The sequence below is a fragment of the Rubrivivax sp. JA1026 genome (genome assembly GCF_011065555.1).
Taxonomy (GTDB): domain Bacteria; phylum Pseudomonadota; class Gammaproteobacteria; order Burkholderiales; family Burkholderiaceae_C; genus Rubrivivax; species Rubrivivax benzoatilyticus.
Genome location: NZ_JAALCQ010000003.1, coordinates 59436 through 80318, shown reverse-complemented (window position 1 = coordinate 80318; position 20883 = coordinate 59436). Strand labels below are relative to the sequence as shown.

At 70.0% G+C, this 20883-nt stretch carries 21 protein-coding genes and 1 tRNA gene; all 22 read left to right on the top strand.

Annotated features, from left to right (window positions below; genetic code table 11):
* Window positions 1–11 precede the first annotated feature (11 nt).
* Window positions 12–485, top strand: coding sequence for a GNAT family N-acetyltransferase (locus G5B56_RS06820; protein ID WP_009857735.1), 474 nt, complete (start codon window positions 12–14; stop codon window positions 483–485).
* Window positions 482–1006 (top strand): Fe-S protein assembly co-chaperone HscB, encoded by a 525-nt coding sequence (gene hscB, locus G5B56_RS06815; protein WP_009857736.1) that lies wholly within the window; start codon window positions 482–484, stop codon window positions 1004–1006. Before G5B56_RS06820 ends, hscB begins: the two co-directional genes overlap by 4 nt.
* Window positions 1007–1013: 7 nt before the next feature.
* Entirely contained in the window at window positions 1014–2873 is a 1860-nt protein-coding gene (gene hscA, locus G5B56_RS06810) for a Fe-S protein assembly chaperone HscA (RefSeq protein ID WP_164962731.1), read from the top strand.
* A gap of 3 nt (window positions 2874–2876) precedes the next feature.
* A complete protein-coding gene (fdx, locus tag G5B56_RS06805) occupies window positions 2877–3215 on the top strand; it encodes an ISC system 2Fe-2S type ferredoxin (protein WP_009857738.1) in 339 nt (112 codons plus the stop codon).
* Between the two features lie 208 nt (window positions 3216–3423).
* Window positions 3424–4470: a tRNA (adenosine(37)-N6)-threonylcarbamoyltransferase complex transferase subunit TsaD gene (gene tsaD / locus G5B56_RS06800; protein ID WP_009857739.1), complete on the top strand. Its 1047-nt coding sequence runs from the start codon at window positions 3424–3426 to the stop codon at window positions 4468–4470.
* Between the two features lie 87 nt (window positions 4471–4557).
* The gene (locus tag G5B56_RS06795) at window positions 4558–5844 is read left to right on the top strand and encodes a branched-chain amino acid ABC transporter substrate-binding protein (RefSeq protein WP_164962730.1); all 1287 of its coding nucleotides are present in this window, start codon (window positions 4558–4560) and stop codon (window positions 5842–5844) included.
* Window positions 5845–5857: 13 nt separating this feature from the next.
* Window positions 5858–7009: a pyridoxal phosphate-dependent aminotransferase gene (locus G5B56_RS06790; protein ID WP_164962729.1), complete on the top strand. Its 1152-nt coding sequence runs from the start codon at window positions 5858–5860 to the stop codon at window positions 7007–7009.
* A 141-nt stretch (window positions 7010–7150) separates the two neighbouring features.
* Window positions 7151–7420, top strand: a complete 270-nt coding sequence (gene rpsO / locus G5B56_RS06785; protein WP_009857742.1) for a 30S ribosomal protein S15 — start codon at window positions 7151–7153, stop codon at window positions 7418–7420.
* A gap of 150 nt (window positions 7421–7570) precedes the next feature.
* A complete protein-coding gene (pnp, locus tag G5B56_RS06780; protein ID WP_164962728.1) occupies window positions 7571–9880 on the top strand; it encodes a polyribonucleotide nucleotidyltransferase in 2310 nt (769 codons plus the stop codon).
* A gap of 9 nt (window positions 9881–9889) precedes the next feature.
* Window positions 9890–10876: an NAD(P)H-quinone oxidoreductase gene (locus G5B56_RS06775; RefSeq protein WP_164962727.1), complete on the top strand. Its 987-nt coding sequence runs from the start codon at window positions 9890–9892 to the stop codon at window positions 10874–10876.
* Window positions 10877–10899: 23 nt separating this feature from the next.
* A complete protein-coding gene (gene tpiA, locus G5B56_RS06770) occupies window positions 10900–11640 on the top strand; it encodes a triose-phosphate isomerase (protein WP_164962726.1) in 741 nt (246 codons plus the stop codon).
* Between the two features lie 20 nt (window positions 11641–11660).
* On the top strand, window positions 11661–12044 hold the full coding sequence (gene secG / locus G5B56_RS06765) for a preprotein translocase subunit SecG (RefSeq protein ID WP_009857746.1): 384 nt from the start codon (window positions 11661–11663) through the stop codon (window positions 12042–12044).
* Window positions 12045–12166: 122 nt separating this feature from the next.
* Window positions 12167–12251, top strand: a tRNA-Leu gene (locus tag G5B56_RS06760).
* 173 nt (window positions 12252–12424) lie between these two features.
* Window positions 12425–12784: an NADH-quinone oxidoreductase subunit A gene (locus tag G5B56_RS06755; RefSeq protein WP_009857747.1), complete on the top strand. Its 360-nt coding sequence runs from the start codon at window positions 12425–12427 to the stop codon at window positions 12782–12784.
* A gap of 24 nt (window positions 12785–12808) precedes the next feature.
* Window positions 12809–13285 carry an NADH-quinone oxidoreductase subunit B family protein gene (locus G5B56_RS06750; protein ID WP_009857748.1) on the top strand — a complete coding sequence of 159 codons (477 nt, stop codon included), beginning with the start codon at window positions 12809–12811 and terminating at the stop codon, window positions 13283–13285.
* 16 nt (window positions 13286–13301) lie between these two features.
* On the top strand, window positions 13302–13901 hold the full coding sequence (locus G5B56_RS06745; protein WP_009857749.1) for an NADH-quinone oxidoreductase subunit C: 600 nt from the start codon (window positions 13302–13304) through the stop codon (window positions 13899–13901).
* Window positions 13901–15154 (top strand): NADH-quinone oxidoreductase subunit D, encoded by a 1254-nt coding sequence (locus G5B56_RS06740; RefSeq protein WP_009857750.1) that lies wholly within the window; start codon window positions 13901–13903, stop codon window positions 15152–15154. Before G5B56_RS06745 ends, G5B56_RS06740 begins: the two co-directional genes overlap by 1 nt.
* Window positions 15151–15636, top strand: a complete 486-nt coding sequence (gene nuoE / locus G5B56_RS06735) for an NAD(P)H-dependent oxidoreductase subunit E (RefSeq protein ID WP_009857751.1) — start codon at window positions 15151–15153, stop codon at window positions 15634–15636. The genes G5B56_RS06740 and nuoE overlap by 4 nt, the downstream gene beginning before the upstream one ends.
* The gene (nuoF, locus tag G5B56_RS06730) at window positions 15633–16979 is read left to right on the top strand and encodes an NADH-quinone oxidoreductase subunit NuoF (RefSeq protein ID WP_009857752.1); all 1347 of its coding nucleotides are present in this window, start codon (window positions 15633–15635) and stop codon (window positions 16977–16979) included. The genes nuoE and nuoF overlap by 4 nt, the downstream gene beginning before the upstream one ends.
* 7 nt (window positions 16980–16986) lie before the next feature.
* A complete protein-coding gene (nuoG, locus tag G5B56_RS06725; protein ID WP_164962725.1) occupies window positions 16987–19311 on the top strand; it encodes an NADH-quinone oxidoreductase subunit NuoG in 2325 nt (774 codons plus the stop codon).
* A 2-nt stretch (window positions 19312–19313) separates the two neighbouring features.
* Window positions 19314–20375, top strand: coding sequence for an NADH-quinone oxidoreductase subunit NuoH (nuoH, locus tag G5B56_RS06720; protein WP_164962724.1), 1062 nt, complete (start codon window positions 19314–19316; stop codon window positions 20373–20375).
* 8 nt (window positions 20376–20383) lie between these two features.
* Entirely contained in the window at window positions 20384–20881 is a 498-nt protein-coding gene (gene nuoI, locus G5B56_RS06715) for an NADH-quinone oxidoreductase subunit NuoI (RefSeq protein ID WP_009857755.1), read from the top strand.
* The last annotated feature ends 2 nt before the right edge of the window (window positions 20882–20883 follow it).

The following is a 20883-nucleotide window of genomic DNA, read 5'->3' as shown; positions in this document are numbered from 1 at the left end:
CCTTGCACGCGATGCTGACCATCCGCCCCGAACGCCCCGACCAGCCCGAGGTCGCCGCGCTGCTCGAGCAGCTCGACGCCTATCTTGCATCGCTGTACCCGCCGGAGGCCAACCACATCCTCGACGTGCAGGCGCTGCTGGCGCCGGACGTGTATTTCCAGGTCGCGCGCCGCGCCGGCCGGCTGGTGGGCATCGGTGCCTTCCGCCGCATGCCCGGCGAGACCGCCACCGCGGGCGAGCCCTACGGCGAGATCAAGCGCATGTTCGTGCCGCCGGCCGAACGCGGCCAGCGCATCGCCGAGAAGCTGCTGAACTCGCTGGAAGACCGGCTGCGCACCGAGAGCTACCGCTGGGCGCTGCTGGAGACCGGCGTCGACCAGCACGAGGCGATTCGTCTTTACGAGCGCTGCGGCTACGTGCGCCGCGGTGCTTTCGCCGGCTACCCCGACAACGGCCTCTCGGCCTTCTACGCCAAGGCGCTATGAAGCTCGACGACGACGATTTCACGCTGCTGGGCCTGCCGCGCCGCCATGGCGTCGACCGCGCCGCGCTCGACGCCGCCTGGCGCCGGCTGCAGGGCGAGGTGCACCCCGACCGCTTTGCCGCCCAGGGCGCCGCCGCGCAGCGCGTGGCGATGCAGTGGGCGGTGCGTGTCAACGAGGCCTACCAGCGCCTGAAGGACCCGCTGGCGCGCGCCGCCTACCTCTGCGAGCTGCGTGGCGCCGCCGTCGACGCCGAACGCAACACGGCGATGCCGACCTCGTTCCTGATGCAGCAGATGCAGTGGCGCGAAGCGCTGGAAGAAGCCGCCGACCTGGCCGCCGTCGAGGCGCTGGACGCCGAGGTCGCCGCCGCCGAACGGGCGCTGCTGGCCGACGTCGAGCGCCGTCTCGACACCGAGGACGATGCCGCCGCGGCTGCCGCCGACGTGCGTGCGCTGATGTTCGTGAACCGTTTCCGCCAGGACATCGAGCGCCGTCTCGACGCCCTGGACCCGACCCGCTGAAGAGCCGATGGCGCTGCTGCAGATATCCGAACCGGGCGCGACGCCCGACCCGCACCAGCGGCGCATCGCCGTCGGCATCGACCTGGGCACGACGCATTCGCTCGTCGCCTCGCTGCGCCACGGCGTGCCCGAGTGCCTGCCCGACGAGCAGGGCCGCGTGCTGCTGCCGTCGGCGGTGCGTTACCTGGACGGCGGCGGTCGCCGCATCGGCTGGGACGCGCTGGCCGCGGCCGCCGAGGACCCCGAGAACACCGTCGTCTCGGCCAAGCGCCTGATGGGCCGCCGCCTGGCCGACCTGCAGGGCACGGCGGGCAAGCTGCCGTACCGCTTCGTCGACACGCCGGGCATGGTGGCCATCGCCACGCGTGACGGCGAGAAGACGCCGGTCGAGGTCTCGGCCGAGATCCTGGCGGCGCTGCGCCAGCGTGCCGAGGACTCGTTCGACGACGAGATCTTCGGCGCCGTCATCACCGTGCCGGCCTATTTCGACGACGCCCAGCGCCAGGCGACCAAGGCTGCGGCGCAACTCGCCGGCTTGAACGTGCTGCGCCTGATCAGCGAGCCGACCGCGGCCGCCGTCGCCTACGGCCTGGACCAGGGCAGCGAAGGCCTGTACGCCGTCTACGACCTGGGCGGCGGCACCTTCGACCTGTCGCTGCTGCGCCTGAACCGCGGCGTCTTCGAGGTCGTCGCCACCGGCGGCGACGCGGCGCTGGGCGGCGACGACGTCGACCACGCGCTGGCCGACTGGGCGCTGGCGCAGGCCGGTGTCGCGGCGGTGTCGCCGCAGGACAAACGCGCCGCGCTGGTCGCCGCGCGCGCCGCCAAGGAGGCGCTGAGCGCCGCCGAGAGCGCCACCTGGCGCGCCACCATCGGCGGCGCCGAACACGCCGTCGAACTGACGCGCGGGCAGCTCGAGACGCTGGCGCGGCCGCTGGTCGAGCGCACCTTGGCGCTGGTGCGCAAGGTGCTGCGCGACGCCCGCGTCACGCGCGAGGAGGTGCAGGGCGTGGTGATGGTCGGCGGCGCGACGCGCATGCCGCTGGTGCGCACCGCGGTCGGCGAACTCTTCGGCCGCGAGGTGCTGACCAACCTGAACCCCGACGAGGTCGTCGCGCTGGGCGCGGCGGTGCAGGCCAACGCGCTGGCCGGCAATGCCGGCGACGGCGAGCTGCTGCTGCTCGACGTGATCGCGCTGTCGCTGGGGCTGGAGACGATGGGCGGCCTGGTCGAGCGCATCGTCGAGCGCAACACGACGATCCCGGTGGCCAAGGCGCAGGACTTCACGACCTTCAAGGACGGCCAGACGGCGATGGCGATCCACGTCGTCCAGGGCGAGCGCGACCTCGTCTCCGAGTGCCGCTCGCTGGCGCGTTTCGAGCTGCGTGGCATCCCGCCGATGGCCGCCGGCGCGGCGCGCATCCGCGTCACCTTCCAGGTCGACGCCGACGGCCTGCTCAGCGTCTCGGCGCGCGAGCAGGGCTCGGGCGTCGAGGCCAGCGTCGTCGTCAAGCCCAGCTACGGCCTGGACGACGGCCAGATCGCCCGCATGCTGCAGGAAGGTTTCACGCACGCCGCCGACGACATGGCCGCACGCGCGCTGCGCGAGGCCCAGGTCGAGGCCGAGCGCATGGTGCTGGCCACGCGCGCCGCGCTGGACGCCGACGGCGCGCTGCTGTCGCCCGAGGAGCGTGCCGAGATCGACACGCTGATCGCCGACACGCTGGCGATCGCCGCCGGCAGCGACGCCGCGGCGATCGAAGCTGCCGTCAAGGCGCTGGCCGACGGCACCGAAGCCTTCGCCGCAGCGCGCATGAACCAAGGCATCCGGCAGGCGCTGTCCGGCCGCCGTGTCGAGGACGTCTGAACCATGCCTGTCATCCGAATCCTTCCCCACCCCGAGTACTGCCCCGAGGGCAAGACCGTCGAGGCGCCGGCCGGCACCTCGATCTGCGAGGCGCTGCTGGACAACGGCGTCGAGATCGAGCACGCCTGCGAGATGAGCTGCGCCTGCACCACCTGCCACGTCGTCGTGAAGGAGGGCTTCGCGTCGCTGGGCGAACTCGACGAGACCGAGGAAGACCTGCTCGACCGCGCCTGGGGGCTGCAGCCGACCTCGCGGCTGAGCTGCCAGGCCATCCTGTCGAACCAGGACGTGACGGTCGAGATCCCGCGCTACTCGATCAACCACGCGCGCGAGAAGCACTGAGCCGGAGCACCGCGCCCCGCGTCGGTGCCAGGGTCTTGCCGCCAAACGAAAAAAAACCTCCCCGGCGGGAGCCGGAGAGGTGGGTATAAAGGGCCTGTTGCCCTGCTGAGGAGATAGACAGACACCCGACGGAGGTGTCGCTTTCTCTCTCGCAAGCACCGTGCCAGCACATCGGGAGGCGCGCACCAGCGCCTCGACACTGCCCGCCATGATCGTTCTCGGATTCGAGTCTTCCTGCGACGAGACCGGCGTCGCGCTGGTCGAGACCCGGCCCGGCGCCGCGCCGCGCCTGCTCGGCGAAGCGCTGCACAGCCAGGCCGAGATGCACGCCGAATACGGCGGCGTCGTGCCCGAACTGGCCTCGCGTGACCACATCCGCCGCGTGCTGCCGCTGGCGCGCCAGGTGCTCGCCGAATCGGGGCGCACGCTGGCCGAGGTCGACCTCGTCGCCTACACGCGCGGCCCGGGGCTGGCCGGCGCGCTGCTGGTCGGCGCCGGCGTCGCCGTCGCGCTCGGCGCCGCGCTCGGCCGGCCGACCTTCGGCGTGCACCATCTCGAAGGGCATCTGCTGTCGCCTTTCCTCGCCGACCCGGCGCCCGAGTTCCCCTTCGTCGCGCTGCTCGTGTCGGGTGGCCACACGCAGCTGATGCGCGTCGACGCCGTCGGCTCGTACGAGCTGCTCGGCGAGACCATCGACGATGCCGCCGGCGAAGCCTTCGACAAGAGCGCCAAGCTGCTCGGTCTGGGCTACCCCGGCGGGCCGGCGCTGTCGCGGCTGGCCGAGTTCGGTGACGCCACGGCTTTCGCGCTGCCGCGGCCGCTGCTGCACAGCGGCGACCTCGACTTCTCGTTCGCCGGCCTCAAGACCGCGGTGATGACGCAGCAGCGCAAGCTGGGCCCTAACGTCTGCGAGCAGTCGCGTGCCGATCTGGCGGCGTCGACGCAGGCGGCGATCGTCGACGTGCTGTCGGCCAAGGCGCTGCGCGCGCTGAAGGCCAGCGGCACGAAGCGCCTCGTCGTCGCCGGCGGCGTCGGCGCCAACCGCCGGCTGCGCGAGACGCTGGACGCCGGCGCGAAGAAGCTCGGCGCGCGTGTCTTCTACCCGCCGCTGGCGCTGTGCACCGACAACGGCGCGATGATCGCGATGGCCGCGGCGATGCGGCTGGAGCGCGGTCTGGCTCAGGGCAGCACCGACGGCGCCTTCGACGTGCGGCCGCGCTGGCCGCTGGACGAGGTCTCGGCAGCGGCCTCCTAGAATCCCGCTTCCGCCCCGGCGCGCCGCCCGCGCGCGACGGTCTCCGGGCGGGCGCGCCGCGCCCGCCGCCAGCCGAACGTCTCCGCGATGAACCCCTCCTCCCTGACGCGCCGCGCCTGGCTCGCGCTCGCCGCCGCCGGCCTGGCCGCCCCGCTGCACGCGCAACCCCAGGCCGCGCCGATCAAGATCGCGCTGATCGAGGGCCTCTCGGGCGCTTTCGCCAACGCCGGTGACGCCGTCGCACGCAACATCCAGTGGGCCGTCGAACGTGTCAACGCACGGGGCGGCGTGCGCCTGCCCGGCGGCGCGCGGCCGCTGGAGCTGGTGCGCCTGGACAGCAAGGGTTCGACCGAGGAGGCGCTGTCGCTGCTGCGCGCGGCGCTGGACCAGCGCATTGCCTTCGTGCTGCAGGGCAACAGCTCGGCCACCGCGGCGGCGCTGATCGACGCGCTGGACAAGCACAACGCGCGCGAGCCCGACCGGCGCGCGATCTTCCTCAACTACTCGGCCGTCGACCCGGCGCTGACCAACGAACGCTGCAGCTTCTGGCACTTCCGCTTCGACGCCCACGCCGACATGCGGCTGGCGGCACTGACCGACGTGCTGCAGGGCGACCGCGCCGTGAAGAAGGTCTACCTGATCGGCCAGGACTACAGCTTCGGCCAGCACGTCAACCGCAAGGCGCGCGAGATGATCGCCGCCAAGCGCCCCGACATCGAGATCGTCGGCGACGAGCTGCACCCGATGGGCCGGGTGAAGGACTTCATCCCCTACGCCACGAAGATCAAGACCAGCGGCGCCCAGGCGGTGCTGACCGGCAACTGGGGCAACGACCTGACGCTGCTGGTGCGCGCGCTGCGCGAGGTCGGCAGCGACGCCAAGCTCTACACCTTCTACGGCAACGCGCTCGGCGCGCCGGCCGCGGTGGGCGACGCCGGCATCGGTTCGGTGCTGGCGGTGGCCGAGTGGCACCCCAACGTCGGGGGCGCGCCGGCCGAGGCCTTCTACGCCGCGTTCCGCAAACGTTTCCCGGACCCGCGCGAGGACTACGTGCACGCGCGCATGCAGGTGCTGGTCGAGATGCTGGCCGCGGCGATCGAACGTGCACGCGGCACCGAGGCCGCCGCGGTGGCGCGTGCGCTCGAAGGCCTGAGCTACGACGGCGCCACGCTCGGCGGCCTGCACCGCGCGACGATGCGCGCCGAGGACCACCAACTGCAGCAGCCGCTGGTCGTCAGCGTGATGGAACGCGCCGGCACGCGCGACGTGCCGCACGACGTCGAAGGCTCGGGCTACGGCTTCAGGACGCTGCGCCGCCTGGACGCCGCAGCTGTCGCCCAGCCCAGCACCTGCCGCATGAACCGCCCCCGCTGACGCCGAGACCCCGATGCGCGACACCATCCAGACCCTGCCGGCTTCCAAGATCCGCGAAGTCGCCAACGCCGGCCTCGGCCGCGACGATGTGCTCGCCTTCTGGTTCGGCGAAAGCGACGAGGTCACGCCCGAACCGGTGCGGCGGGCCGCGGCACGCTCGCTCGAAGCCGGCGAGACCTTCTATTCGCACAACCTCGGCCTGCCCGAGCTGCGCGAGGCGATCGCCGCCTACGCCAGCGCGCTGCACGGCCCGGTCGACGCCGGCCGCATCGCCGTCACGTCCTCGGGCGTCAACGCGCTGATGCTGGCGATGCAGCTGCTGGTCGGTGCCGGCGACGAGGTCGTCGCCGTCGTGCCGGTCTGGCCCAACCTGACGGCGCAGCCGGAGATCCTGGGCGCCACCGTCACCCGCGTGCCGCTGCGGCCGCAGGGCGGGCGCTGGGCGCTGGACCTGGACGAGCTGCTGGCGCGTGTCACCGAGCGCAGCCGCGTGCTGCTGGTCAACGCGCCGAACAACCCGACCGGCTGGACGCTGACACGCGCCGAGCAGCAGGCGATCCTGGAGCACTGCCGCAGGACGGGCACCTGGATCGTCGCCGACGAGGTCTACGAGCGCCTGGTTTTCGACGGCGGCGCCCAGGCGGCGCCGAGCTTCCTGGACATCGCCGGTGACGGCGACCGGCTGGTCGTCGTGCACAGCTTCAGCAAGAGCTTCCTGATGACCGGCTGGCGCCTGGGCTGGCTGGTGCTGCCGGCCGGCCACCACGACGGCATCGGCAAGCTGCTGGAGTTCAACAGCTCCTGCGCGCCGGTCTTCGTGCAGCGCGGCGGCCTGGCGGCGCTGGGCATCGCCGAGAGCTTCGTGCCCGGGCTCGTCGGGCGCCTGCGCGGCTGCCGCGACCGGCTGGTCGCCGGGCTGCAGGCGCTGCCCGGCGTCACGGTGGCTTCGCCGCCGGGTGGCATGTACGCCTTCTTCCGCGTCGAGGGCCGCGACGACTCGCTGGCCTTCGCCAAGGCGCTGGTGCGCGACCACGGCCTGGGTCTGGCGCCGGGCGCGGCCTTCGGCCCGGAAGGCGAGGGCTGGTTGCGCTGGTGCTTCGCGTCCAAGGACCCGGCACGGCTGGATGCGGGTCTGGAACGGCTGGCGGCCGCGATCCGTCTATAATCGCGTGTTCCGCTGGTTTCGGCCGGCGGGATCCACGCACGGCACCGGTCGGTTTCACTGGTGATCCGCAAGTCCGCAACACGGAAACCGCAGCCAGCGCCAACGGCCTGGGCGGTCTCCACTCGTCAAGAGGAAACGCCCATGTCCCTCGATATCGCGAAGAAGGCCGAGATCGTCGCGGCCAACGCCCGTGGCGCCAACGACACCGGCTCCCCCGAAGTCCAGGTCGCGCTGCTGACCGCTCGCATCAACGAGCTGACCCCGCACTTCAAGCAGCACCTGAAGGACCACCACGGCCGCCGCGGCCTGCTGAAGATGGTCAACCAGCGCAAGCGCCTGCTGGCCTACCTGAAGGACCGTGCGCCCGATCGCTACACCGCGCTGATCGCCAAGCTGGGCCTTCGCAAGTAAGAATCGGATCGGGGGCGCCGCGCCGCGGCGGCCCCGTCTTCCCAGGTTTCTCCAACCGGGCACGGACGCAGCCGTGTCATTCCAACGACGCCTCGAACAGGGTTTCACTGGAATGGCATCGCGCCGGCCCAACACCGAAAGGCAATGCCCATGAGCATGTTCAACAAGGTCACGAAGAGCTTCCAATGGGGCTCGCACCAGGTCACGATGGAAACGGGCGAGATCGCCCGCCAGTCCACCGGCGCCGTCGTCGTCAGCGTCGACGACACCGTCGTGCTGGCCACCGTGGTCGCCAAGTCCGACGCCAAGGCCGGCCAGGACTTCTTCCCGCTGACCGTCGACTACATCGAGAAGACCTACGCCGCCGGCAAGATCCCCGGCAGCTTCTTCAAGCGTGAAGGCCGTCCGAGCGAACTCGAGACGCTGACCTCGCGCCTGATCGACCGCCCGATCCGTCCGCTGTTCCCCGAAGGCTTCTACAACGAGGTCCAGGTCGTCATCCACGTGCTGAGCCTGAACCCCGAGGTCCAGGCCGACATCCCGGCGATGATCGCGACCAGCGCCGCGCTGTCGATCAGCGGCATCCCGTTCAATGGCCCGATCGGCGCCGCGCGCGTCGGCTACGTCAACGGCGAGTACGTGCTCAACCCGAGCGCCGCCCAGCTGGTCGACAGCCAGATGGACCTCGTCGTCGCCGGCACCGAAGCCGCCGTGCTGATGGTCGAGTCCGAGGCCACCGGCCTGTCCGAGGAAGTGATGCTCGGCGCCGTCGTCTTCGGCCACGACCAGGGCAAGATCGCGATCGCCGCGATCAACGAGCTGGTGCGTGAAGCCGGCAAGCCGGCCTGGGACTGGCAGCCGCCGGCCAAGGACGAGGCCTTCATCGCCAAGGTCACCGCGTTGGCCGAGGAGCCGCTGCGCGCCGCCTACCAGATCCGCAGCAAGCAGGCCCGCACCCAGGCCACGCGTGCCGTCGGCGCCAGCGTGCAGGCCGCGCTGAAGGAAGAGGGCGTCGCCTTCGACCCGGTCGCCGTCGACAACCTGCTGTTCGAGATCGAGGCGCGCATCGTGCGCGGCCAGATCCTGGCCGGCGAGCCGCGCATCGACGGCCGCGACACGCGCACCGTGCGCCCGATCGAGATCCGCTCCAGCGTGCTGCCGCGCACCCACGGCTCGGCGCTGTTCACGCGCGGCGAGACGCAGGCCCTGGTCGCCGCGACGCTGGGCACCGAACGCGACGCGCAGCGCATCGACGCGCTGGCCGGCGAGTTCGAGGACCGCTTCATGCTGCACTACAACATGCCCCCGTTCGCCACCGGCGAGACGGGCCGCGTGGGCAGCCCCAAGCGCCGCGAGATCGGCCACGGCCGCCTGGCCAAGCGGGCGCTGGTCGCCGTGCTGCCGAACAAGGACGAGTTCCCGTACACGATGCGCGTGGTCTCGGAGATCACCGAGTCCAACGGTTCGTCGTCGATGGCCTCGGTCTGCGGCGGCTGCCTGTCGCTGCTGGACGCCGGCGTGCCGCTGAAGGCGCACGTCGCCGGCATCGCGATGGGCCTGATCAAGGAAGGCAACCGCTTTGCCGTGCTGACCGACATCCTCGGTGACGAGGATCACCTCGGCGACATGGACTTCAAGGTGGCCGGCACCGCCAGCGGCATCACGGCGCTGCAGATGGACATCAAGATCCAGGGCATCACCAAGGAGATCATGCAGGTCGCCCTGGCGCAGGCCAAGGAAGCGCGTCTGCACATCCTGGGCAAGATGGTCGAGGCCGTCGGCGGCGCCAAGGCCGAGGTGAGCCAGTTCGCCCCGCGCCTGTACACGATGAAGATCAACCCGGAGAAGATCCGCGACGTCATCGGCAAGGGTGGCGCGACGATCCGGGCGCTGACCGACGAGACCGGCTGCACGATCGACATCGGCGAAGACGGCACGATCACGATCGCCAGCACCGACGCCGACAAGGCCGCCTTCGCGCAGAAGCGCATCGAGGAGATCACGGCCGAGGCCGAGATCGGCAAGGTCTACGAAGGCCCGATCACCAAGATCCTGGACTTCGGCGCCCTGGTCAACATCCTGCCGGGCAAGGACGGCCTGCTGCACATCAGCCAGATCGCCCACCAGCGTGTCGAGAAGGTCACCGACTTCCTCGAAGAAGGCCAGGTCATCAAGGTCAAGGTGCTCGAGACCGACGAGAAGGGCCGCATCAAGCTCAGCATGAAGGCGCTGCTCGACAAGCCGGAAGGCTACGTCGAGGAAGAGCGTCCGCGCCGCGAGCGCAGCGAGCGGGGTGACCGTGGCGATCGCGGCGATCGTGGTCCGCGCCGCGAGCGTGAACCCCGCGAGCCGCGTGAACCGCGCGAGCCGCGTGCCGAGGCGGCTCCGGTCGCCGACGCGCCGGCCGCTGAGGCGCCGGCTCCGGAGCAGGGCGCCGAGCGCGCGCCCGGCCAGGAGTAAGCCGCAGCGATGCGTGCTGTCGAGATCAGCCGTTTCGGCCGGCCCGAGGTGCTGCAGATCGTGCAGCGCCCGGCGCCGGTGCCGGCGGCCGGCGAGCTGCTGATCGCGGTGCAGGCTTCGGGCGTCAACCGCCCGGACGTGCTGCAGCGCCGCGGCCACTACCCGCCGCCGCCGGGCGCTTCCGACCTTCCCGGTCTGGAGGTCGCCGGGACGGTGCTCGACGGTGCGCCCGAGGATCTCGCGGCCGCGGGGCTGGCGATCGGCGACGCGGTCTGTGCGCTGGTCGCCGGCGGCGGTTATGCCGAGCAGTGCGTCGCTCCGGCGGCGCAGTGCCTGCCGGTGCCGCGCGGGCTGACGATGGTCGAGGCGGCGAGCCTGCCCGAGACCTTCTTCACCGTCTGGCAGAACGTGTTCGCCCTGTCGCGCCTGGCGCGTGGCGAGACGCTGCTGGTGCAAGGCGGCACGAGCGGCATCGGCGTCACCGCGATCCAGCTCGCCAAGGCCTTCGGCGCGCAGGTGATCGTCACCGCCGGCGGCGACGACAAGTGCGCCGCCGCGCGGGCGATCGGTGCCGACCACGCGATCAACTACCGCACGCAGGACTTCGCCGCCGAAGCCAATCGCCTGACCGATGGCCGCGGCGTCGACGTCGTGCTCGACATGGTCGCCGGCGACTACGTCGCGCGCGAGGTCGAGTGCCTGGCGGTCGACGGCCGCCTGGCGATCATCGCGGTCCAGGGCGGCACGGCCAGCGCTTTCGACGCCGGCCAGGTGCTGCGCAAGCGCATCACGATCACCGGCTCGACGCTGCGTGCGCGCAGCGTCGGCTACAAGGCCGGCCTGGCCCGTGCGCTGCACGAGCAGGTCTGGCCCTTGCTGGAGACCGGCGCCGTCAAGCCGGTCGTGCATCGCGTGTTTCCGGCGGCCGAGGCGGCCGCGGCGCACGCGCTGATGGAATCCGGTTCGCACGTCGGCAAGATCGTGCTGAGCTGGTGAACCCCTTCTCGAGGACTCCCAAGATGCGACGCAAGCTCGTGGTGGGCAACTGGAAGATGCATGGCAGCCGCCCGGCCAATGCCGAGCTGCTGGCCGCGCTGATCGCCGGCCGGCCTTACGCCGCCGACGTGGCGGTCTGCGTGCCCCACGTGTTCCTGTCCGAAACCGCGGCGACGCTGGCCGGCACGGACCTGCGCTGGGGTGCGCAGGATGTCTCCGAGCACGAGCAGGGCGCCTACACCGGCGAGGTGTCGGCGGCGATGCTGGCCGAATGCGGCTGCCGCTATGCCATCGTCGGCCACTCCGAACGCCGCGCCTACCACGCCGAGAGCGACGCCGTCGTCGCGCGCAAGGCGCAGGCGGCGCTGGCGCGTGGCGTGACGCCGATCGTCTGCGTCGGCGAGACGCTGGAGCAGCGTGACGCCGGCGAGACCGAGGCTGTCGTCAAGCGCCAGCTGTCGGCGGTGATCCACCAGCTGACGCACTGCGCCAGCGAGATCGTCGTTGCCTACGAGCCCGTCTGGGCCATCGGCACCGGCCGCACTGCGACGCCCGAGCAGGCGCAGGCGGTGCACGCGGTGCTGCGTGCGCAGCTGCAGGCCGCCACCGGCCGCGGCCAGACGATGCGCATCCTCTACGGCGGCAGCGTCAAGGCGGACAACGCCGCGACGCTGTTCGCGCAACCCGACATCGACGGCGGGCTGATCGGCGGTGCCTCGCTGAAGGCCGCCGACTTCATCGCGATCTGCCGCGCCGCGGCCTGAGTATTTCCCGGAGTTTTCCCATGCACATCTGGATGAACCTCATCCTCGTCCTGCAGATCCTGTCGGCCCTGGCGATGATCGGCCTCGTGCTGATCCAGCACGGCAAGGGCGCCGACATGGGCGCCTCGTTCGGCGGCGGCTCCTCGGGCAGCCTGTTCGGTGCCACCGGCAGCGCGAACTTCCTGTCGCGCTCGACGGCGGCCTGCGCGACGCTCTTCTTCTGCTGCACGCTGGCGCTGGCCTTCATGTCCAACAGCGTGCGAGGCCCGTCCCAGGAGCGCGGCAGCGTTCTCGACCGCGCGGCGCCCACGGCCCCGGCCGAACCCAGCGCGCCGGCCACCGGTGCGATTCCGGGTGCGCTGACCCCGGCGGCGCCGGCCTCCGGCGCGACCGGTGCGAATTGAGCGCGACTGAATCGTCTGTAAGGCTTTACGAGAAAGAAACCGCGAATCGATATAGAATGCGTCTTTGTCTGGTGAGCGACCCTCATGCCAACCAGACAGTAAGCGCCAGAGTTTGACGTCTTGCCGACGTGGTGAAATTGGTAGACACGCTATCTTGAGGGGGTAGTGGCGAAAGCTGTGCGAGTTCGAGTCTCGCCGTCGGCACCAAAGACCGAGTGACGTGTTGTCCGGAGGTGGTCCAAGCATCCGGCAACGCCGCCCCGAGGAGCAATCCGAACGGGCGAGAAGCGCGCCCGTCGGGCAGTCGTGTAGGCTGTTCGAGGCGCGTTTTTTTTCGACCTGACAGAACCTGACGGGACTCTGACTAGGATCAAAGAAACATGGACATCCAGGCCTACCTCCCCGTCATCCTGTTCGTGCTCGTCGGCCTTGCCGTCGGCGTCGCGCCACAGGTCCTCGGCTTCATCTTCGGCCCCAACCGGCCGGACGTCGAGAAGAACAGCCCGTACGAATGCGGGTTCGAGGCCTTCGAGGACGCACGCATGAAGTTCGACGTGCGCTACTACCTCGTCGCCATCCTCTTCATCCTCTTCGATCTCGAGATCGCTTTCCTCTTCCCCTGGGCCGTCGCCCTGCACGACATCGGCGCGACCGGGTTCTGGGCGATGATGCTGTTCCTCGGCATCCTCGTCGTCGGCTTCGTCTACGAGTGGAAGAAAGGCGCGCTGGACTGGGACTGAACCCGGCCGGCTGGGAGACACGCTATGGGAATCGAAGGCGTCATCAAGGAAGGCTTCGTCACCACCTCGGTGGACAAGCTGATCAACTGGTCCAAGACCGGATCGCTGTGGCCGATGACCTTCGGCCTCGCCTGCTGTGCCATCGAGATGATGCATGCCGGCGCCGCGCGCTACGACATGGACCGCTTCGGCATGCTGTTCCGGCCCAGTCCGCGCCAGAGCGACCTGATGATCGTCGCCGGCACGCTGTGCAACAAGATGGCGCCGGCGCTGCGCAAGGTCTACGACCAGATGGCCGAGCCGCGCTGGGTGCTGAGCATGGGCTCCTGCGCCAACGGCGGCGGCTACTACCACTACAGCTACTCCGTCGTGCGCGGCTGCGACCGCATCGTTCCGGTGGATGTCTACGTGCCGGGCTGCCCGCCGACGGCCGAGGCGCTGCTGTACGGGATCATGCAGTTGCAGAGCAAGATCCGACGCGAAAACACCATCGCGCGCTGACCGCGCGATCCGCACGATGAGCATCCGACTCGACCTCCTGCAGAGCGCCCTCGAAAGCGCGCTGGCCGGCAAGATCCGCACGTCCGTGCGCGCGCTCGGCGAGATCACCATCACCGTCGGCGCCGCCGACTACCTGGACGTCGCGCGCACGCTGCGCGACACGCCCGAACTGCGCTTCGAGCAGCTCGTCGACCTCTGCGGCGTCGACTACTCGGACTACCGCAACCAGCCCTGGGACGGCCCGCGCTTCTGCGTCGTCTCGCACCTGCTGTCGGTGACGCACAACTGGCGCCTGCGCCTGAAGGTCTTCTGCCCCGACGACGACCTGCCGGTGGTGGCTTCGGTCAACGACATCTGGGGCTCGGCCAACTGGTTCGAGCGCGAGGCCTTCGACCTCTACGGCATCGTCTTCGAGGGCCACCTCGACCTGCGCCGCATCCTCACCGACTACGGCTTCATCGGTCACCCGATGCGCAAGGACTTCCCGACCACCGGCAACGTCGAGATGCGCTACGACCCCGAGAAGAAGCGCGTGATCTACCAGCCGGTGACGATCGAGCCGCGCGAGATCATTCCGCGCGTCGTGCGCGAGGACAACTACGGCGGGCTGCACTGATGGCCGAGATCAAGAACTACACGCTGAACTTCGGCCCGCAGCACCCGGCCGCGCACGGGGTGCTGCGCCTCGTGCTCGAGCTCGACGGCGAGGTCATCCAGCGCGCCGACCCGCACATCGGCCTGCTGCACCGCGCCACCGAGAAGCTCGCCGAGACCAAGACCTACCTGCAGAACCTGCCGTACATGGACCGTCTCGACTACGTGTCGATGATGGTCAACGAGCAGGCCTACTGCCTGGCGGTCGAGAAGCTGCTGGGCATCGAGGTGCCGCTGCGCGCCAAGTACATCCGCACGATGTACGCCGAACTCACGCGCCTGCTCAACCACCTGCTGTGGCTGGGCACGCACGCCATGGACTGCGGCGCGATGAACGTCTTCCTCTACGCCTTCCGCGAGCGCGAGGACATCTTCGACATGTACGAGGCGGTGTCGGGCGCACGCATGCACGCGGCCTACTTCCGTCCGGGCGGCGTCTACCGCGACCTGCCGGACGCGATGCCGCAGTACACGTTCAGCAAGATCCGCAACGAGCGCGCGCTCAAGGAGCTGAACGCCAACCGCCAGGGCTCGCTGCTCGACTTCATCGAGGACTTCGTCAAGCGTTTCCCCAGCCGCGTCGACGACTACGAGACGCTGCTCACCGACAACCGCATCTGGAAGCAGCGCACCGTCGGCATCGGGGTCGTCACCCCCGAGCGCGCGCTGAACCTGGGCTTCTCCGGCCCGATGCTGCGCGGCTCGGGCATCGCCTGGGACCTGCGCAAGCAGCAGCCCTACGACGCCTACGACCGCGTCGACTTCGACATCCCGGTCGGCGTGAAGGGCGACACCTACGACCGCTATCTCGTCCGCATGGAGGAGATGCGCCAGTCCAACCGCATCGTGCAGCAGTGCGTGGACTGGCTGCGTGCGAACCCCGGCCCGGTCATCACCGACAACCACAAGGTCGCGCCGCCGGCCCGCGTGGACATGAAGGCCAACATGGAAGAGCTGATCCACCACTTCAAGCTCTTCAGCGAAGGCATGCACGTCCCCGAGGGCGAGGCCTATGCCACCGTCGAGCACCCCAAGGGCGAGTTCGGCATCTACCTGATCAGCGACGGGGCGAACAAGCCCTACCGCATGAAGATCCGTCCGCCGGGTTTCGTGCATCTGGCCGCGCTCGACGAGCTCGCGCGCGGCCACATGCTCGCCGACGCGGTCGCGATCATCGGCACCATGGACATCGTGTTCGGCGAGGTCGATCGATGAATTTCTCCGAAGCCACGCTGGCGCGCTTCGCGCGCGAAGTGGCCAAGTTCCCCGCCGACCAGAAGCAGTCGGCCGTGATGGCCTGTCTGGCGATCGTCCAGCACGAGCAGGGCCACGTGTCGCAGGAAGCCGAGGAGGCGATCGCCGCCTACCTGGGCATGCCGGCGATCGCGGTCCACGAGGTCACGACCTTCTACAACATGTACAACCAGCGGCGCGTGGGCAAGTACAAGCTCAACGTCTGCACCAACCTGCCGTGCCAGCTGCGCCACGGCGAGCATGCGCTGGACCACGTCTGCAAGAAGCTCGGCGTCGAGCCCTACGGCACGACCGAGGACGGCCTGTTCACCGTCCAGCCCAGCGAGTGCCTGGGCGCCTGCGCCGACGCGCCGGTGATGCTCGTCAACGACCGCGAGATGCTGAGCTTCATGAGCGACGAGCGCCTCGACGAGCTGATCGAGACGCTGCGCAAGGAAGGATGAGCATGGTCGACCTGTCCAAGTTCAAGACCCGCGGTGTCGAGACCTGCTTCCACGGCCGGCACCTGCAGCCGCAGATCTACGCCGGCCTCGACGGCCGCAACTGGCGCCTGGCCGACTACGTCGCGCGCGGCGGCTACTCGGCGCTGAAGAAGATCCTGGGCGCCGACGGCGGCCCGGGCATGACGCCGGACCAGGTCATCGCCGAGGTCAAGCTGTCGGCACTGCGCGGCCGCGGCGGCGCGGGCTTCCCGACGGGGCTGAAGTGGAGCTTCATGCCGCGCCAGTTCCCCGGGCCGAAGTACCTGGTGTGCAACTCCGACGAGGGCGAGCCCGGCACCTGCAAGGACCGCGACATCCTCTCGTACAACCCGCACATCGTCATCGAAGGCATGTGCATCGCGGCCTACGCGATGGGCATCCGCACGGGCTACAACTACATCCACGGCGAGATCTTCGAGGTCTACCAGCGCTTCGAGGAGGCGCTGGACGAGGCGCGTGCCGCCGGTTTCCTCGGCGACAACATCCTCGGCTCGCAGCACAGCTTCCAGCTGCACGCCTTCCACGGCTTCGGCGCCTACATCTGCGGCGAGGAGACGGCGCTGCTCGAGTCGCTCGAAGGCAAGAAGGGCCAGCCGCGCTTCAAGCCGCCGTTCCCGGCGAGCTTCGGCCTGTACGGCAAGCCGACGACGATCAACAACACCGAGACCTTCGCCGCGGTGCCGTGGATCATCAACCACGGCGGCCAGGCCTACCTCGAGGTCGGCAAGCCGAACAACGGCGGCACGAAGATCTTCTCGGTGGTCGGCGACGTCGAGCGCCCGGGCAACTTCGAGATCCCGATGGGCACGCCCTTCGCCACGCTGCTGGAGATGGCCGGCGGCGTGAAGGGCGGGGCGCTGAAGGCGGTGATCCCCGGCGGCTCGTCGGCCCCGGTGCTGCCGGCCCGGGTGATGATGGACCTGACGATGGACTACGACGCCATCGCCAAGGCCGGCTCGATGCTGGGCTCGGGCGCCGTCATCGTCATGAACGACAAGCGCTGCATGGTCAGGAGCCTGATGCGCCTGTCCTACTTCTACCAGCACGAGAGCTGCGGCCAGTGCACGCCGTGCCGCGAGGGCACCGGCTGGCTGTGGCGCCTGGTGGAACGCATCGAGACCGGGAAGGGGCGCGCCGAGGACCTGGCGCTGCTCGACTCCGTCGCGGACAACATCAAGGGCCGCACGATCTGCGCCCTCGGTGACGCGGCTGCCATGCCCGTGCAGGGCATGCTGAAGCACTTCCGCGACGAATTCGCCTGGCACGTCGAACACAAGACCTGCATGGTCTCCCAGCACGCCTAGGGCTCGCATGATCGAACTCGAACTCGACGGGAAAAAGGTCCAGGTCGCCGAAGGCAGCATGGTCATGCATGCCGCCGACGCGGCCGGCACCTACGTTCCCCACTTCTGCTACCACAAGAAGCTCTCGATCGCGGCCAACTGCCGCATGTGCCTGGTCGAGATCGAGAAGGCCCCGAAGCCGATGCCGGCCTGCGCGACCCCGGTCACGCAGGGCATGGTGGTGCGCACCAACAGCGAGAAGGCCGTCCGCGCCCAGAAGGGCGTGATGGAGTTCCTGCTGATCAACCACCCGCTGGACTGCCCGATCTGCGACCAGGGCGGCGAGTGCCAGCTGCAGGACCTGTCGATGGGCTACGGCGGCTTCGCCTCGCGCTACAGCGAGGAGAAGCGCGTCGTCTTCCACAAGGACGTCGGCCCGCTGCTGTCGATGGAGGAGATGTCGCGCTGCATCCACTGCACGCGCTGCGTGCGCTTCGGCCAGGAGATCGCCGGAGTCATGGAGCTCGGCATGGTCCACCGCGGCGAGCACAGCGAGATCACGACGATGCTGGGCAACACCGTCGACAGCGAGCTCTCGGGCAACATGATCGACCTCTGCCCGGTCGGCGCGATCACCAGCAAGCCCTTCCGCTACCAGGCCCGGACCTGGGAGCTGTCGCGCCGCAAGAGCGTCAGCCCGCACGACAGCACCGGCGCCAACCTGATCGTCCAGGTCAAGGCCAACAAGGTGCTGCGCGTCGTCCCGTTCGAGAACGAGGACGTCAACGAGTGCTGGATCGCCGACCGTGACCGCTTCAGCTACGACGCGCTGAACAGCCCGTCGCGCCTGACCCGGCCGATGATCAAGCAGGGCGGCCAGTGGCAGGCCGTGGACTGGAACACCGCGCTGGGCTACGTCGCCGACGGCCTGAAGCGCGTCATCGCCGAGTTCGGCCCGCAAGGCGTCGGCGCGCTCGGCAGCGCGCACTCCACCGTCGAGGAACTGCACCTGCTGGCCAAGCTCGTGCGCGGCCTGGGCAGCCAGAGCGTCGACTTCCGCACCCGCCACGCCGACTTCGCCAACGTCGCGCCGGCCGGCCACGCGCGCTGGCTGGGCCTGCCGATCGCCGCGCTGACGACGCTGGACACGGTGTTCGTCGTCGGCTCCTTCCTGCGCAAGGACCACCCGCTGTTCGCGCAGCGCATCCGCCAGGCGGCGCGCCACGGGGCCCGCGTCCATTCGCTGTCGGCGTCGCGCGAAGACTGGGCGATGCCGCTGGCCGGCCACCTGGCGGCGCTGCCGTCGGGCTGGCACGGTGCGCTGGCCGAAGTCGCCGCGGCCGTCGCGGCCGCCAAGGGCGTCGCCGCGCCGGTCGCCGCACAGCCGGGCGAAGCTGCCCAGGCCGTCGCCGCCGCGCTCGTCGCCGGCGAACACAAGGCCGTGCTGCTGGGCAACGCCGCCGCGCAACACCCGCAGGCCTCGGCGCTGCTGGTGCTGGCGCAGTGGATCGGCCAGCACACCGGCGCCGCCGTCGGCTACCTCGGCGAGGCGGCCAACACGGTCGGTGCGCAGCTCGTCGGCGCGCTGCCGGGCGAAGGCGGGTTCAACGCCGGCCAGATGCTGTCGCAGCCGATGAAGGCGCTGATCGCGCTGAACCTCGAGCCGGTGCTTGACGCCGCCGACGCCGCCGCCGCGCGTGCCGCGCTGGGTGGCTCGGGGCTCGTCGTCTCGCTGTCGCCGTTCGAGGACGCGATGGCCGACGTCGCCGACGTCATGCTGCCTATCGCGCCGTTCACCGAGACCGCCGGCAGCTTCGTCAACGCCGAAGGCCGGCTGCAGAGCTTCCAGGGCGTCGTGCGCCCGCTGGGCGACACGCGTCCGGCCTGGAAGGTGCTGCGCGTGCTCGGCAACCTGCTCGGACTGCCGGGCTTCGATCACGACAGCGCCGAGGCCGTGCGCGCCGAGGCGCTGGGCGACCCGGCCACGATCGCCGCGCGTCTGGACAACACGCCGGCCGCCGCCACCGGCTCGCCGGTCGCGCGCGACGGCGCGCTCGAGCGTGTCGCCGACGTGCCGATCTACGCCACCGACTCGCTGGTGCGCCGCTCGGCGCCGCTGCAGCGCAGCGCCGACGCGCGTGTGCCGCCGGTCGGCCTGTCGTCGTCGCTGTGGCGCCAGCTCGGTCTCGCCAAGGGCGACAAGGTGCTGGTCGCGCAGGGGCAGGGCGCTGCCGTGCTCGCCGCGCGTGAGGAGCCCTGGCTGGCCGACGGCGCCGTGCGCGTGGCCGCCGGCCACCCGGACACCGTCGCGCTGGGCGCGATGTTCGGCCCGATCACGGTGGAGAAGGCCTGACCATGCTGGACTCGCTGAACCAATACGGCACTGCCGCGCTCGGCCCCGGCGGCTGGCTGGTGGTCTGGACGCTGCTGAAGATCATCGTCCTGGTGCTGCCGCTGATGGGCTGCGTCGCCTACCTGACGCTGTGGGAGCGCAAGGGCATCGGCTTCACGCAGATCCGCCTCGGCCCCAACCGCGTCGGCCCGGGCGGCCTGCTGCAGCCGATCGCCGACGCGGTCAAGCTGATCTTCAAGGAGATCATCCGTCCGTCCGCGGCGAGCAAGGGCCTGTTCTTCCTCGGCCCGATCATGACGATCACGCCGGCGCTGGCGGCCTGGGCGGTGATCCCGTTCGGCCCGGAGACGGTGCTGGCCAACGTCAACGCCGGCCTGCTGCTGCTGCTGGCGATCACCTCGATCGAGGTCTACGGCGTCATCATCGCCGGCTGGGCGTCGAACTCGAAGTACGCCTTCCTCGGCGCGCTGCGCGCGTCGGCGCAGATGGTCAGCTACGAGATCGCGATGGGCTTCGCGCTCGTCGTCGTGGTGATGGTCTCGGGCACGCTGAACCTCGGCGAGATCGTCGCCGCGCAGGGCCGCGGCCTGGGCGTGGACAACGGTGCCAACCTGCTGTCGTGGAACTGGCTGCCGCTGCTGCCGATCTTCTTCGTCTTCTTCATCGCCGGCCTGGCCGAGACCAACCGCGCGCCGTTCGACGTCGTCGAGGGCGAGTCCGAGATCGTCGCCGGCCACATGATCGAGTACTCGGGGATGTCGTTCGCGATGTTCTTCCTGGCCGAGTACGCGAACATGATCCTGGTGAGCACGATGACCGTCGTGCTGTTCCTCGGCGGCTGGCTGCCCCCGTTCGCCTTCCTCGACTTCCTCCCCGGCTGGTTCTGGCTGGTCGCCAAGGTCTTCGTCGTCGTGACGATGTTCCTGTGGGTGCGCGCGACGCTGCCGCGCTTCCGCTACGACCAGATCATGCGCCTGGGCTGGAAGGTCTTCATTCCGGTGACCCTGGTCTGGCTGGTCGTGATCGGCCTGTGGATCCAGTCGCCGTTCAACATCTGGAAGTGAGGTCGACGATGCCCAACGCCTCCGCCATCAAGGACGTGCTGTCGAGCTTCATGCTCGCCGAGATCTTCAAGGGCATGGCGCTGACCGGCAGGCACTTCCTGTCCAAGGCGATCACGATCCAGTATCCCGAGGAGAAGACGCCGCTGTCGCCGCGCTTTCGCGGCCTGCATGCGCTGCGCCGCTACGAGAACGGCGAGGAGCGCTGCATCGCCTGCAAGCTCTGCGAGGCGGTGTGCCCGGCGATGGCGATCACGATCGAGAGCGACGTGCGCGCCGACGGCACGCGCCGCACGACGCGCTACGACATCGACCTGACGAAGTGCATCTTCTGCGGCTTCTGCGAGGAGAGCTGCCCGGTCGACTCGATCGTCGAGACGCACATCTTCGAGTACCACGGCGAAAAGCGCGGCGACCTGTACTTCACGAAGGACATGCTGCTGGCCGTCGGTGACCGCTACGAGAAGGAAGTCGCGGCCAACCGCGAGGCGGACGCTCCCTACCGCTGAGA